Origin of the sequence: Altererythrobacter sp. GH1-8 (genome assembly GCF_043702085.1) — a bacterium.
Taxonomy (GTDB): domain Bacteria; phylum Pseudomonadota; class Alphaproteobacteria; order Sphingomonadales; family Sphingomonadaceae; genus Erythrobacter.
Window position 1 is genome coordinate 3079819 of the sequence record NZ_CP171690.1, and the last position, 13338, is coordinate 3093156.

Below are 13338 nucleotides of genomic sequence, written 5' to 3' on the forward strand. Positions count from 1 at the left end.
TGCGAGGGCCTGAGGCCACTGCGCCACACCCGCGGCGAAGACTAGGCGATTCTAGCTTTCCAGCTTTTCGAATTCCAATTCGGGAAAGCCTGCATCCGCGGATTGATCGAGCAGGTCGTAATAGGCGTTCGCGCCACCGAAGTAGATCAAGACGCGCGGTGGCTTGTCATCGCGATTGGCTCCCATCATCCACGAGTTCACCTTGTCTCCCTCCGCCATCAGAGTCTGAGCATGGATTTCTGCGGTATGGGCGGTCCAATCGCGCTCGGCTTCCTTGCGCGGTTTGAACACGTCATAACCTTCGCTTTCCATCTTATCGATGCAGCGAGTGATCCAGATCACGTTTTGCTCGATAGAAGTCGGCAAGTTGGCGAAGGGTGCCTGAGGACCCGTTACGACGAACAGATTGGGGAAGTCTGCCACGCAAACGCCCATTATACATTCCGAAGCGGTGCCCCATTTCTCGTTCAGCGACTGTCCGGTAATGCCGCGGATCGGGAAGGCTTCAAGCGCTCCAGTGTATGCCTTGAAGCCCGTTGCGAGCACGATGATGTCGAATTCGTAATCGTTCTTGGTCGTGCGGATTCCAGTTTCCGTGATCTCCACCAGCGGTTCGCGATCCTTGATGTCGACCAAGTGAACATTGTCGCGGTTGTAGGCCTCAAGATAGCCATGATCGAGCGGGGGTCGCTTGGCAAAAAGCGGATAGTCGTCAAAGCTGGGCGCCAGCAGTTCCGCGGTCTCAGGGTCGTTGACGCGCTCCTTCATCTTCGAAGTGATGAATTCAGCCGCCATCCGGTTGGCATCGGGGTTTACCAGCAAGTCGTCGAAGGTCTCGAACACCCAGCGGAAGCTGCCGGTCCAGTTTTCCTCGAAGATGCGTTGCCGCTCTTCGGGCGGTGTATCAACTGCGTTGCGGCCGACCGGGCTGTCGAATGCCATGCCGAACATATGATTGCGGCATTTCGCTACGATCGCATCGTAATTGTCTTTGATCTCCTTTTCCCATTCCGGCGTCATCGGTTTCTGCATCGCTGGAAGGATGTAGTTTGGAGTGCGCTGGAACACAGTCACACTGGCTGCCGTTTGCGCAACCACAGGGAGCATCTGGACTGTCGTTGCGCCGGCACCAATGATCCCGATGCGCTTGCCGGCATAGTCCAGGCCTTCCTTTGGCCAGCGGGACGAATGGAACAGCGGTCCCGTGAACCGGTCCATGCCTTTGATTTTGGGGATCATCGGTTCCGAGATCATGCCCATCGTGCTGACTAGATACTTGCTGGTGTAGTTCTGACCGTCTGCGGTGGTCACCTTCCAGCAGCCGCGATCGGCGACATATTCGGCTTCCACGATTTCCGTGTTCAGCTGGATGTTGGGCCACATGTCGCATTCGTCAGCGATGAAGTGGAAGTAGCTGAGGGTTTCTTCCCACCCGGGATAGCGCTTCGTCCAGGACCATTTCTGAAGCAATTCCTTGGAGAAGGTGAGGCAATAGTAATAGCTTTCACTGTCGGTCGCAGCGCCGGGATAACGGTTCCAAGTCCAGGTTCCGCCAATGTCCGAGGCCTTGTCGAAAATACGAACCGACAAGCCTCGTTCACGCAGATGGTGGATCAGAGCAAGGCCTGCGAAACCGGCACCAATGCCGATCACGTCAAAGTCGAACGCGCTCTTTTTGTCGCTCTGCTTCTCGGTTGCGACGTCAGTGTTGTCCGTTGCAGTGCTCATCACTCGTACTCCTTCATTTCTTCGCGCAAGCCGGTTTCGCTTCCAGAGCGACTGACTTCGCGCAGGATCGCTTCACGGTGAGAATCGCGCTGCCACATTGTCGGTTCGACGGTTTTTGTGCCGACAAAACGCGGTGCAGGGCGCGGTTGGATGTAACCATTGCTCTCTATATAGCTTTCGCGCTTTCGGTTGTGTTCGTGCGCGGGCGCCTCGTCCATGGTCAGCACTTCACTGTAGCAGCAGTCACGGTCCTGCAGCCGTTTGGTCCAGGTTGCGCGCGGGGCTGAGGCAAAGATTTCCGCAAGGCGGGCCTTCATCGCAGGCCACTGCGCTTGGTCGAACTGGTTCGCAAATAGCGGGTCGTCGCCAAGCCCGAGCGCATCCAGGAGGCGCACATAGAACTTCACCTCAATCGCGCCGATCGCAATGAAAGTGCCATCGGAGCAGGTGTAGCAGCTGTAGAAAGGCGCGCCGCCGTCCAGCAGGTTGCGCCCACGCTCACCACCCCATGTGCCATTATGCTTGAGCGACCACATGCCTGCCATCATCGCCGCCGCACCATCGGCCATGCTGCAGTCGATAATCCTGCCTCGGCCGGTTTCGCGCGCGGCCAGCAGCGCGGTGACAAGACCGAATGCCAGCAGCATGCCCCCGCCCCCATAATCACCGATCAGGTTGAGCGGAGGGACGGGAGGTTGGCCTTCCGGCCCAATCGCTGCAAGGCAGCCATTGAGTGAAATGTAATTCAGGTCATGCCCGGCTTTGTCGGACAATGGGCCGGTCTGGCCCCACCCGGTCATTCGAGCGTAGACCAGCGCGGGATTGCGCTTCATCAATACATCCGGGCCAAGCCCCAGGCGTTCGGTCACACCTGGCCGGAACCCTTCGATCACTGCGTCGGCAGATTCCGCAAGCTTGGCAACGATTTCAACCGATTCAGGCTGCTTGAGGTCAAGCGTAATGGAGCGCCTGGACCGCAACAGAATATCACGCCCTTGATCTTGCGCCAGCGGATCGCTGCCGCCGGGCCGATCAATGCGTATAACTTCGGCCCCGTGATCAGCGAGCATCATTCCGCAAAATGGTGCCGGGCCAATACCGGCGAGCTCGATAATGCGTACCCCTTCAAGAGGAGGCCGCATCAATTCGCTATGATTGGCGTCTGAACGGCTCATTTCCTGAAGCGCCCTGCATTTTGGCTCATGGCGGGCCAGTGGCTTGTCGCGCCGATTGAAAGAGGTAACGTCGTGTTCACGAGACGCAGACCCGTCGCTCATCATGCGAAGGTAAACCAGTCGAGCCAGTTTTACCGAAGCTGAGAGGCCGCGTTCCGATCGGCCAGTTCCAGGTTATATCGCACGTCATCACGCGCCCTATCTCCGCATCCAGATCTGCTTGTTTGCAACTTATCTCCCGCAACGCTCTACAAGCGTCGCAATGTTATTTGTTAGCGTCTAGCAAATGTTAGTGCAAGTATAAATAGCATCAAAAAACATAATGTTATTCAGATGCTTATGTTATTCTTGTCTAAACCTCAGTTGTCACGCCAAAGGCGTCAGCAGTGGCACGACGATAGGCTTCAAACTGGCGCGGCAGATCGATGCTGCCAGGGGCGACAAGCCATTGGTAAATCGTGCCGAAAATGAAGCTGCAGAACTGTACCGCATAGGATTCTGCGTCGATTGCCGCGTCAATTTCGCCGTTTGCGATGCCGTCGCTAACCCAATGCGCGACATCGCGGCGATAGATTTCGTGATATGCAGCAAGATGGCTGCGCACGTCATTGTGAGAACTGATCGATTCAAACCACAGAATATACATGGCCTGCATGTATTCCGAGTGGTTAAGCAAGAAGTCTTCTACCGCGTCCAGCGCAGCAAGACACGCCTGCGCACCGGTACGCTCGCCTACCTTGTTCGCAAGCTCCTGAGTCCAGTTGGTGTTAAACCGCAAGACGAGTTGACCGAACAGGGCATCCTTTGAGCCGAAGCGGTTCGAGGCAAGCCCGCGAGAATATCCAGCGCGCTCGCCCACCGCCTTCAGCGTTGTCGCATGAGTGCCTTGCTCGATGATCAATTGCTTCGCTGCTTCAAACATAAGCGCATCGGATTCGGCGGTTCTCTCCGCCTGTGTGCGCCGTCGGCTGCGCGGTCGCGAGCGCTTGCGCACCGGCTCGATCGCTGGAACGTCTGCGACCGTTCGAAGCGATGCCTTTTCATGTTTGGGCAGCGATTTACTCATGAACTTCATCGACCTTTTCAAACGGCATCTCGCCTCGGGCAACCGATGCCCTCAATGCCTGTTTGTCAATCTTGCCTACCCCAGTCAAAGGCAGTGACTGTGCGTGGGTCCAGTATTCAGGTATCCAGAACCGCGCAACCCGGCCACGCAAAGCTTTGCGCAATCGTGCAAAGTCAGGCGCTGCGCGGTCACTCGTTGTAACTATTGCAAGGGGGCGTTCCTCCCATCGCGGATCTGACACGCCAATGACCGCGGCGAGTTCTATGCCAGGCAAGCCGACAATCGTATTCTCAAGCTCTGCCGAAGGAATCCATTCGCCGCCCGACTTAATCAAATCCTTGAGGCGGTCAGTCACCTGCACATATCCGCGCGCATCAATCGTCCCGGCATCGCCTGTATCGAGCCAGCCATCTTCGGTCAGCACTTCAGCTCCGACGCCGCGATGATACCCACGGGCGATCCAGGCACCCTTCAGCTGAAGGCGTCCGACTGACTTGCCGTCCTCGGCCACGGGAACACCCTGATCATCGACCAGCCTGACGCGCACGCCCGCCACCGGACGGCCGCTCTTGGCTTGGAGGCGATGAGCCTCTTCTCCCTTTGTATCGGCGGCTGGGTGCGAGAGCACACACAGCGGACTCGTTTCCGTCATTCCCCATCCCTGAATGAGCGGAATGCCCCAGCGCTCCTCGACCTTGCGGATCAGGCTCTCCGATACGGCGGAACCGCCAGAGACCATCACCCGAAAGCTTGACATGTCAACTGGATCGACAGCGTCAGTTTGCAGCAGATCGTTGAGGATAGTTGGCACTGTCGCGGTAAAGGTCGGAGCACTCAGACGTACCATCTGCCGGATCGCCGCCGGCTGGAGGTGCGGTCCGGGAAGGACGAATTCCGCCCCGGCCAGCCAGCCTGAGAAAGGCAGACCCCAGGCATTGGCGTGAAACATTGGCGGCATCAGAAGAATGCGGTCACGGTCGCTGAGGGCAAACGCATTTGCCGCCATTGATGCCAGGCTGTGAAGGAAAATGGTGCGGTGGGAATAGACCACGCCCTTGGGATTGCCGGTCGTGCCGGAAGTGTAACAGACTGCCGCTGCGGCGGTCTCGTCAGGCTCCGGGAATCTGGCCATGGGTTCATGCCCGGCGATGAACTCCTCGTAAGGCGTCCATGGCTTTTCCAGCGCGTCGAGCCCGTCACACTTGCCAGTGACTATTACCCGTTCCAGCAAAGGTAGTGCATTGACCTGCTCGATCAATCCGGCGAGCAACTCGCCATCCGCGATCAGGAACGCGTCTTCCGCGTCCGCCATAATGAATTGCAGTTGTTCAGGGTGCAGGCGCAGGTTGAGCGTGTGCAGCACTGCGCCCATCGCAGGAACCCCCAGATAGGCTTCGAAATGCGCAAAGTCGTTCCAGCTCAGCGTCGCAACCCGTCTGTTCTTGTCGACACCTGCCGCCTCAAGTGCAGTCGCTAGTTTACGCGCGCGCTGGGCGGTCTCCTGGAAACTGCGCCAGCTTACCTGTTCGCCATCGAACAGTCCGATCCTGCTGGTCGCATGAATGCGCTCGCCATGAGCGACGATCGAGGCTGTGCCCAGCGGCTCGTGCATCATCGTTGCTTCCATCATGGCTTCCCTGCCTGCCGCGCAAATCGCGCAGCCTCGTCGAGGAGAGCAGGCACGTCGTGCTCAAGCCCCCGTTCGTATGCGCCATCGACCTGACCTTGCCGATACAGCACAAACGCGCCTTCGACGATTGCGGCCAGCCGCCACATGGCAAAGGCCTGGAAGTAAGCAAGATGCTCATCCGAAAGCCCAGTCCGGGCTGACCAGCGTTCTGCCAGCTGCGCACCAGTAACCGCACCAGGGCAATTCGACACCTGCTGGACAAAGCCGAAGCCGCGCGGTCGAGTTTCGTCCCGGTTCCACATTGCGGTCACCAGCCCGACATCCACCATCGGATCGGCCAGCGTTGCCATTTCCCAGTCGAGGATCGCGTTGACCTGTGGTTGAGCCGGATCCATCAAGACATTGTCGAGATGGTAATCGCAATGTACTATCCGTACGGACTGGGGCGTGGGCACATGTTCTGCCAGCCAGGCGCCCAGTGAGTCGATCAAGGGCAGCTCGCGCACTGCATGCTGGAGTCGCACTTCGCGCCAACGCGCGATCTGGCGCGTAACGAATTCCTGTGCCTTTTCGATCTGGCCTAGCCCCTCGGGGACTGGCGTGATGGTGTGGACGCTGGCAAGCGCATCTATTAGCGCGTGACCGACTGCATCGATCGTCGCAACCTCGTCTGCGTATGTTTCGGGTAGCGTGTCGGTTATCGCTTCTCCACCAACAAAACGGCTCAACAGGAATGGTACGCCAAGGATCGCCGGATCGTCGCAAAAGCACACCGGAGTCGCAACCGGCGCTCTTCCGGCAATAGCTGAAACGAACCGGTATTCGCGAGATATCCCCGCCGTAGCCAGATCGGAAACTGCCTCAGCCGGGGGATGGCGAAGCACAAGCTTGCCATCGCTGCTGTCGACCAAGCTGGTCACATTTGCGTTGCCACCAGTCATCCGGCGGACGATCCGCACGTCACGAATACCAGTCTTGCGTTCAACCCACCCGGCCAAGCGCTCTGCCTGATCGATTACAGCTTGCACATCAGTCCACCATCGGTCGCTACGATTGACCCTGTCATGTAACTTGAACCTGCCACCCAGAATACGACATCAGCGATTTCTTCGGCGCTCCCTTCGCGACGGAGTGGGATGTCCTCAATGATCCGGGCGCGTGCCTTCTCCGGAATCTCGGCAGTCATCTCGGTAGAAACGAACCCGGGAATGACGAGATTGACACGAATGCCGCGCCGGGCCAGCTCGACCGCCAGAACCTGGGTCATCCCGGAAAGGGCTGCCTTGCTGGAGCCATAGGCAACATCGCCGGCAAACCCGCGCATGCCCACCACAGCGCCGATATTGACTATCGCACCGCCGGTTTCCGGGAAGTGAGGCAGGCAACTGCGGATCGTGTTGAGCGGACCGCCGACATTGGTGTCCAGGACTGCTTCAAAATCATCTAGCGCAATCCGATCCACCAGTCCGCCGCGATGCAGCCCGGCATTGTTGACGAGTACGTCAACCCCGCCCCAGGCCCCGGCCACTGCTTCGCAGCAGCGGCTTACTTGGTCAGGGTCCGTCACATCGGCTGCGATACCCATGGCCCGATCCCCCAGTTCGCGCGCAACCTCGGTGATATCGGGATTGCGCGCGACGAGGCAGACCCGGTCCCCCGAGGCGATCGCGCGTTCGGCAATCGATCTGCCGATCCCGCGCGAAGCGCCTGTCACCACCCACCGGCGAGGCGGCATCCGGGGATCCTGGACTTCCATTGTTCCCTCTTAGAAAGTCTGCGTTACGGCAATGCCATACGTCCGGCGTGGGCGTGGTGCCCCGTAGCTCCAGATATTCTGAACATCGTAACCGATCGTCCATCCATCCTCATTGGCAAGGTTCTTCCCGAACAGGCTGACCGTTGTATCGTTGAAGCGCACGTTGACTGACGCATCGATCAGATACTGGCCGCCGTTGCGAAGGTTGGGATTGTTCAGGAAGGTGATTTCATGCGCGCCGATGTAATGGACATCGCCCGTGACCCAAGCGGTGGCATTGTCGCTGATTTCAGTCTCGTAAGTAGCGCCGAGCGTCCACGTCCATTTCGGCGCACGCCGGATGTCGAGGAAGGTAGCGTCCACAGGAGTTCCGGTGCTGAAAATGTCGCCAAAGAAATCCTCGTACTTCGCATCGAGGTATCCAATGTTTCCGTTAAAGCGCAAATTTTCATTCACTCTCGCCGTAAGATCCAGCTCTACGCCTTTGAACTCCGCGGAAGAGGCGTTGATCGTGCGGTTCTCGCGGCCGGTTGAAGTACCTGGTGCGGGGACGTCAAGATCTTGCTGCATATCCTTGTATTTCATGAGGAAAGCGGCGCCGTTCAACCGAATGCTGCCACCTGCGAATTCACTCTTGAAGCCGATCTCATAGTTGTCGAGCGTTTCGGGATCATAGGGGATCGTTGCAGCGCCGATCGTCGACGGCCTGCCATTGAATCCCCCTCCACGATAGCCGCGCGACCACAGCGCATAAACCATCGCTTCATCTGTCACATCATAGCTTACCGAGACCCGCGGAGTGAATTTCGACCAACTCTCCTCGACAGGCTCTGTCATGACAATCTGACCCGTAGCAAGACTGGGCTCGATCACCAGAAACGGGTTTATTTCGTCGAAGTTGTCATAAAAGAAGATCGTCCCGTCGTTGACCAGACTGGTCTTCTTATCATCTGTGTAACGTGCGCCCAGAGTCAGGGTGAGGCGATCCGTTAGTTCGTAGTCGGCTTCGCCGTAGAGTGCCCATGACTTGTTTGTCTGAGTCACATCCTGCGCGCTGGTAAGCAAGGTCGGGCCAGCAAAGCCGATATAGTTCTTGAGATTAATGGTATAACGCGAGTCCCACAAATAGGCGCCCATTACGAAGGTCAGCGGCCCGGTTCCGCCCTTGGTCAGACGCAATTCATTAGTTGTCTGACGCCAGCGAGCGGGGCGGTCGGTATGGTACAAAGTGAGCGGCGCGGAATCGAAGTCCTGAGTGATTTCCTCATCGGTCTTGAGCCAGCCAAAAATGTAATCGAGTTGGAAGTCCGATCCGAGTTCATAGGTCGCCTTTGCTATGGCCATATCGAATTCGAAGCTCGCATTCTTGTTGAGCGGCCCGTCACCGATGCTGACGTAACGATCCCCAGAAGTCGGAACACCTGGCGCAGGTGAGCACTGGTCGAAAGCCACGCAGAACAGGTCGGTGTCCCGGTTGATCGCCAGCAGCTGCGGCGGATCTTGGTCGGTTTCCTGATGGTCATAGCTGAACAGCAAGGAAAAGCTGTCGGTCGGCTCAATCAGAAGAGCAGCGCCTATCGCAAAGAAATCTGAACGTTGCCCATCTTGGTCGTAGAACTCATTGTAGAAATAACCGTCGGACTCTTCGTACGCTCCCGAAACTTTGACGGCCACGTTGTCTGTCAGCCCCCCACTGACCACGCCTTCGAGCTTTAACGTGTTGAAGCGTCCATATGTTGCTCGCGCTTTGCCAGTGAGATCATATGTCGGGCGTGAGCGCGCCAGGTTAATGACACCGCCGGTGGCGTTCCGACCGAACAAGGTGCCTTGAGGGCCGCGCAAGACCTCGACCCGGTCAATGTCGATGGCCTTCATAAGGCTTCCCGAACTCTGGCCCAGGTAAATGTCGTCGAAAACGACGCCTACCGCAGGGTCAACTGACTTTTCGACATCAGCGACCCCAATGCCGCGAATATAAACCGCGGCCACACCGCCTGGCCCCTGCTGCGTGTCATCGATCACGATATTGGGCGAGGAGTCGGCAAAGTCGCGGACGTCGGAATCGAACCGACGGTTCAGCTCGAATGCTGACAATGCGCTAATCGATGCCGGCACGTCCTGGATGTTTTCGGACCGCTTGCGCGCAGTAACGACGATTTGGTCAAGAGCCCCTGTGTCTTCAGCAACCTCATTGTTGGGCTGATCCTGCGCACTTACCGTTGAAGCGAGCATCGGGAATGCAGCTGCAGTAGCCAGAAGGGTGACAGCTTTGAAGCGATTGATCATTGGCATTACTCTCCCATCGAACGGCGCTTTGACTGCTCGCGGTGCTGTTGCTGATCTCGCGAGTCACGCACTGATCGCACCATGGCTTAATTGCTTGCTTTCGACAAGCAAATTTTGTTTCAGGGCGCTTTCGGAAGGCGATCAATTCAATCCAATCGCGACGGGGAATTTTATAATTTATTGATAATTATATTTTTTTCGCTCCGCGTTTACCCAAGAGGATATTCTTGCTTGTTCTCATCTACTAACTGTGTAGAAGGTTGGCGCGAGTCTTCGGAAGAAAGATTTGGGAGAGTTTCGGGATGGCAGAACGCCTTCAAGGTAAGGTAGCGCTGATCTCCGGCGGCGCCAGCGGTCTCGGCAAGGCGCAGGCGACGCTGTACGCTCAGGAAGGCGCTGCCGTTCTCATCGGTGACGTGCAGGAAGAGCTTGGCCGCGAAGTTGCCAACTCCATTGCAGGTTCGGGCGGCAAGGCTGCTTTCATCGGGCTTGATGTCACTGATGCAGACAGCTGGGCTTCAGCAGTGAGCCAAGCGGTGACGCGGTTTGGCAAGTTGACTACCCTCGTGAACAACGCCGGGATATTCCATCCGGGCGGCATCATGGACGAAACCAAAGACGGCTGGGATCGCATGATTGCGATCAACCAAACCGGCGTATTTCTAGGAATGAAAGCGGCGGCCCCTGCCCTGCTCGCGGCCGGAAATTCATCGATCGTCAATATCAGTTCGCTGTTTGGGCTGATGGGCAGCCCGGGGGCGATTTCCTACCACGCTTCCAAAGCGGCGGTTCGGCTTTTAAGCAAAGGTGCCGCGCTGGAATTCGCGAAACAGGGTATTCGCGTGAACACGATTTTCCCTGGGCAGATCAAAACTCCGATCCTGGGTGACATAACTCCAGAGCAGGATGCCGCCATAAAGGCTGCTATCCCCATGGGCGATGCGGGCGATCCGATGGATGTCGCATATGCCAGCCTGTACCTCGCCTCCGACGAGGCGAAGTATGTATCAGGAGCGGAATTGTTGGTGGACGGCGCCTGGCACGCCGGGCAGTGAACTCGACCAGCTGGAACAATGAAGAAGAAGGAACCTTGATGGCTTGGGATTTCTCAACCGACCCGGAATTCGAAACGCAGCTCGAATGGATGCGCGGTTTCGTCAAAGACGAGATCGAGCCGCTCGATCTGGTGTTCCGTGATCCCGCTGCGCATGTTGACCCCCGATCGCCAGCGGCCCGCGCAATGGCCCCGCTGAAACAGGAAGTCAAAAAGCGCGGGCTGTGGGCCTGCCACTTGGGTCCGGATCTGGGCGGCAAGGGCTTTGGCCAGCTCAAGCTTGGTCTCATGAACGAAATCCTAGGTCGCAGCCGGTTCGCTCCGACCGTGTTTGGCACTCAGGCCCCCGACACAGGCAATGCCGAGATCCTCGCCCGCTTCGGGACCGAAGAGCAGAAGGCCAAGTATCTCCAGCCCCTCCTCGATGGCGAGATCGTCTCCTGCTATTCTATGACCGAGCCGCAAGCCGGGGCTGATCCGGGCCAATTCACGTGCCAGGCGCAGCTTGATGGCGATGCGTGGGTTATCAACGGGGAAAAGTGGTTCGCAAGCCACGCCTGTGTCGCTGAATTCTTGATCGTCATGGCCATAACCAATCCTGACGTGAAGGTGCACGAAGGTTCGACGATGCTGATCGTCCCAAAAGAAACGCCGGGCATGGAGATCGTCCGCAACACCGCGGTCGGCCCGAAGGACGAGATCGGCAGCGGAGTGCATGGCTATATTCGTTTCACCGATTGCCGCGTACCCGAAGCAAGCCGATTGGGCCCTGTGGGCGAAGGATTCAAGGTCGCCCAGTCTCGCCTCGGCGGAGGACGCATCCATCATGCGATGCGCACTGTCGGCATGCTAAACAAGGCGATGGAGTACATGAAGGAACGGGTCGTCAGCCGCACCACCAAGGGCGAATTGCTAGCCGATAAGCAGATGGTCCAGGAGAAAATCGCGGACAGCTATACCCAAATCCTCCAGTTTCGGTTGCACGTCCTATACGCCGCCTGGCTGCTCGATCGTGACCAGGCTTATACTCGGGAGGTCCGGCGCGAAATTAGCGCAATCAAGGCCGCCATGCCTGGTGTACTTAAGGATGTGGTCTACCGCGCCCTGCACCTGCACGGATCGCTGGGCATGTCCAACGAGACCCCGCTCATGGACATGTGGCAATATGTCCCGGAGATGGGAATCGTCGATGGCCCGACCGAAGTGCACAAGGTCGTCGTTGCCAAGGACCTGCTGCGAGATGCGAAACCATCCGATGGCCCCTTCCCCAGCTATCATGTGCCCACACGACTGGCAGCGGCGCGCGAGAAGTTTGCCGCCTATCTCGACTGAGCCACGCACTTTCCATGAACCAGCCTGAACCATACCAAAGCGAGATTGCGACCCGGATCGACCGGATCGAGAGCCGGTTTGCCATGCAGGATCTGGTCAGCGATTACTGTCATGGCTTCGACAAGCGCGACTGGGACCGTTTTCTGGCAATCTGGTGGCCCGAAGCAGTGTGGGATATCGGCCCGCCGTTTGGCAAGTTCGAAGCTCACGCAGGTATTGAGCATGTGGTGAAAGACATCCTGTGGCCGGCCTGGCTCGCCTCAAGCCATTTCACGACCAACCTTGTGCTCACTTTCGACGGCGCCGACAAGGCAAGCGGTGTCAGCGATGTTGATTGCATCGGCACAACAGCTGACGGACAGGCGCAAACGGTCAGCGCCAGCTATTTTGACCGGTTCGAACGCCGGAAAGGCATCTGGAAGATCGCTCACCGCAAAGTGACGATGTATCACTTTAGCCCGCTGCCGGGCGTAACCCTTTCACCGCCAGAGTAGGAGCATACATGGCCTATCTCGATACTGACGACGGTTGCCGCGTCTATTACGAGTATCATCACGCTGACAAATTGCCTGTGGTGCTGATCCATGGCTGGGGCATGTCGGGGGAATACTGGGCTTCGGCGATTGAAGCGCTGATACGAGCCGGCCATGGCGCGATTGCGATCGACCATCGAGGATGCGGCCGGTCTGACCGTGATTGTGCGGACATGTCCATCGCAGCGATAGCCCGCGATGTCGCTGCGATCGTGAAACGTTGCGCCGTTCCCAAGGTCGTGCTCAACGGCTGGTCACTGGGCGGCGCAGTAGCGGTAGCCGCTGCCGAGATCCTCGGAGACAAGGTCGCCGGCATCGTGCTGACTTGCGGCGCTTCACCGCGCTACACTCAGGCAGAAGGCTTCCCGCACGGAGGCACCGCTGAAGGCGTGCTGGCGATCGGGGAAGCGATCACCGCTGACCGGCCCGGTTTCTTCCGGGCACTCGCTGAAGGGGCAGCAGCGCCCGGGGTAAGCGAGGCGTTGGCATCCTGGGTGGAGCGAGGATTCATCGCTTCAGGTCCCCGCGCCAGCGCAACTTTGGCTGATCTAGCAACGCTGGACCAGCGCGAGTTGCTGGCTTCCTTCATTTTCCCGGTACTTTCGATTGGCGGTGCCAAGGACACTATTGCCGATCCTGCCATCGCAGGCTTTGCAGCAAACTGCGCGCAGAAAGGCGAGTTGCTGACTATGGAAACCGGCCATTCCCCTCACCTAGAGAACGCGCCTGCCTATAACGAGGCGCTGCTCGCATTCGTTCGGAGGCTGACTTGACAACC

11 protein-coding genes are annotated in these 13338 nt (G+C 57.9%); 4 read left to right on the plus strand and 7 right to left on the minus strand.

Annotated features, from left to right (window positions below; genetic code table 11):
• Nucleotides 1-51: 51 nt before the first annotated feature.
• From ACG9DO_RS14835 to ACG9DO_RS14865, 7 genes are all read right to left on the minus strand, one after another.
• Entirely contained in the window at nucleotides 52-1728 is a 1677-nt protein-coding gene (locus tag ACG9DO_RS14835; protein ID WP_394729286.1) for a flavin-containing monooxygenase, read from the minus strand.
• Nucleotides 1728-2903 (minus strand): CaiB/BaiF CoA transferase family protein, encoded by a 1176-nt coding sequence (locus tag ACG9DO_RS14840; RefSeq protein WP_394729288.1) that lies wholly within the window; start codon nucleotides 2901-2903, stop codon nucleotides 1728-1730. The genes ACG9DO_RS14835 and ACG9DO_RS14840 overlap by 1 nt, the downstream gene beginning before the upstream one ends.
• 352 nt (nucleotides 2904-3255) lie before the next feature.
• The gene (locus tag ACG9DO_RS14845) at nucleotides 3256-3969 is read right to left on the minus strand and encodes a TetR/AcrR family transcriptional regulator (RefSeq protein WP_394729290.1); all 714 of its coding nucleotides are present in this window, start codon (nucleotides 3967-3969) and stop codon (nucleotides 3256-3258) included.
• Nucleotides 3962-5599, minus strand: a complete 1638-nt coding sequence (locus ACG9DO_RS14850; RefSeq protein WP_394729292.1) for a long-chain-fatty-acid--CoA ligase — start codon at nucleotides 5597-5599, stop codon at nucleotides 3962-3964. Before ACG9DO_RS14850 ends, ACG9DO_RS14845 begins: the two co-directional genes overlap by 8 nt.
• Nucleotides 5596-6627, minus strand: a complete 1032-nt coding sequence (locus ACG9DO_RS14855; protein WP_394729294.1) for a phosphotransferase family protein — start codon at nucleotides 6625-6627, stop codon at nucleotides 5596-5598. The genes ACG9DO_RS14850 and ACG9DO_RS14855 overlap by 4 nt, the downstream gene beginning before the upstream one ends.
• On the minus strand, nucleotides 6615-7355 hold the full coding sequence (locus ACG9DO_RS14860; RefSeq protein ID WP_394729296.1) for an SDR family NAD(P)-dependent oxidoreductase: 741 nt from the start codon (nucleotides 7353-7355) through the stop codon (nucleotides 6615-6617). Before ACG9DO_RS14860 ends, ACG9DO_RS14855 begins: the two co-directional genes overlap by 13 nt.
• A 9-nt stretch (nucleotides 7356-7364) precedes the next feature.
• The gene (locus ACG9DO_RS14865; protein ID WP_394729298.1) at nucleotides 7365-9641 is read right to left on the minus strand and encodes a TonB-dependent receptor; all 2277 of its coding nucleotides are present in this window, start codon (nucleotides 9639-9641) and stop codon (nucleotides 7365-7367) included.
• Nucleotides 9642-9943: 302 nt separating this feature from the next.
• Between ACG9DO_RS14865 and ACG9DO_RS14870 the strand changes: the two genes are divergently transcribed.
• Genes ACG9DO_RS14870 through ACG9DO_RS14885 form a run of 4 tightly spaced genes read left to right on the plus strand, consistent with a single transcriptional unit; the run spans nucleotide 9944 to nucleotide 13333 of the window.
• Complete coding sequence (locus tag ACG9DO_RS14870) at nucleotides 9944-10696, plus strand: glucose 1-dehydrogenase (protein WP_394729300.1); 753 nt, start codon at nucleotides 9944-9946, stop codon at nucleotides 10694-10696.
• A 38-nt stretch (nucleotides 10697-10734) separates the two neighbouring features.
• On the plus strand, nucleotides 10735-12027 hold the full coding sequence (locus ACG9DO_RS14875; protein WP_394729302.1) for an acyl-CoA dehydrogenase family protein: 1293 nt from the start codon (nucleotides 10735-10737) through the stop codon (nucleotides 12025-12027).
• 14 nt (nucleotides 12028-12041) lie between these two features.
• The gene (locus ACG9DO_RS14880) at nucleotides 12042-12521 is read left to right on the plus strand and encodes a nuclear transport factor 2 family protein (RefSeq protein ID WP_394729303.1); all 480 of its coding nucleotides are present in this window, start codon (nucleotides 12042-12044) and stop codon (nucleotides 12519-12521) included.
• 8 nt (nucleotides 12522-12529) lie between these two features.
• On the plus strand, nucleotides 12530-13333 hold the full coding sequence (locus tag ACG9DO_RS14885; RefSeq protein ID WP_394729305.1) for an alpha/beta fold hydrolase: 804 nt from the start codon (nucleotides 12530-12532) through the stop codon (nucleotides 13331-13333).
• Nucleotides 13334-13338: the final 5 nt, after the last annotated feature.

Coding starts and splice junctions, on each gene's coding strand:
- ACG9DO_RS14870 (WP_394729300.1), top strand. CDS start 9,944: ATGGCAGAACGCCTTCAAGGTAAGGTAGCGCTGATCTCCGGCGGCGCC.
- ACG9DO_RS14880 (WP_394729303.1), top strand. CDS start 12,042: ATGAACCAGCCTGAACCATACCAAAGCGAGATTGCGACCCGGATCGAC.
- ACG9DO_RS14835 (WP_394729286.1), bottom strand. CDS start 1,728: ATGAGCACTGCAACGGACAACACTGACGTCGCAACCGAGAAGCAGAGC.
- ACG9DO_RS14840 (WP_394729288.1), bottom strand. CDS start 2,903: ATGAGCCGTTCAGACGCCAATCATAGCGAATTGATGCGGCCTCCTCTT.
- ACG9DO_RS14865 (WP_394729298.1), bottom strand. CDS start 9,641: ATGATCAATCGCTTCAAAGCTGTCACCCTTCTGGCTACTGCAGCTGCA.
- ACG9DO_RS14875 (WP_394729302.1), top strand. CDS start 10,735: ATGGCTTGGGATTTCTCAACCGACCCGGAATTCGAAACGCAGCTCGAA.
- ACG9DO_RS14850 (WP_394729292.1), bottom strand. CDS start 5,599: ATGATGGAAGCAACGATGATGCACGAGCCGCTGGGCACAGCCTCGATC.
- ACG9DO_RS14885 (WP_394729305.1), top strand. CDS start 12,530: ATGGCCTATCTCGATACTGACGACGGTTGCCGCGTCTATTACGAGTAT.
- ACG9DO_RS14860 (WP_394729296.1), bottom strand. CDS start 7,355: ATGGAAGTCCAGGATCCCCGGATGCCGCCTCGCCGGTGGGTGGTGACA.
- ACG9DO_RS14845 (WP_394729290.1), bottom strand. CDS start 3,969: ATGAGTAAATCGCTGCCCAAACATGAAAAGGCATCGCTTCGAACGGTC.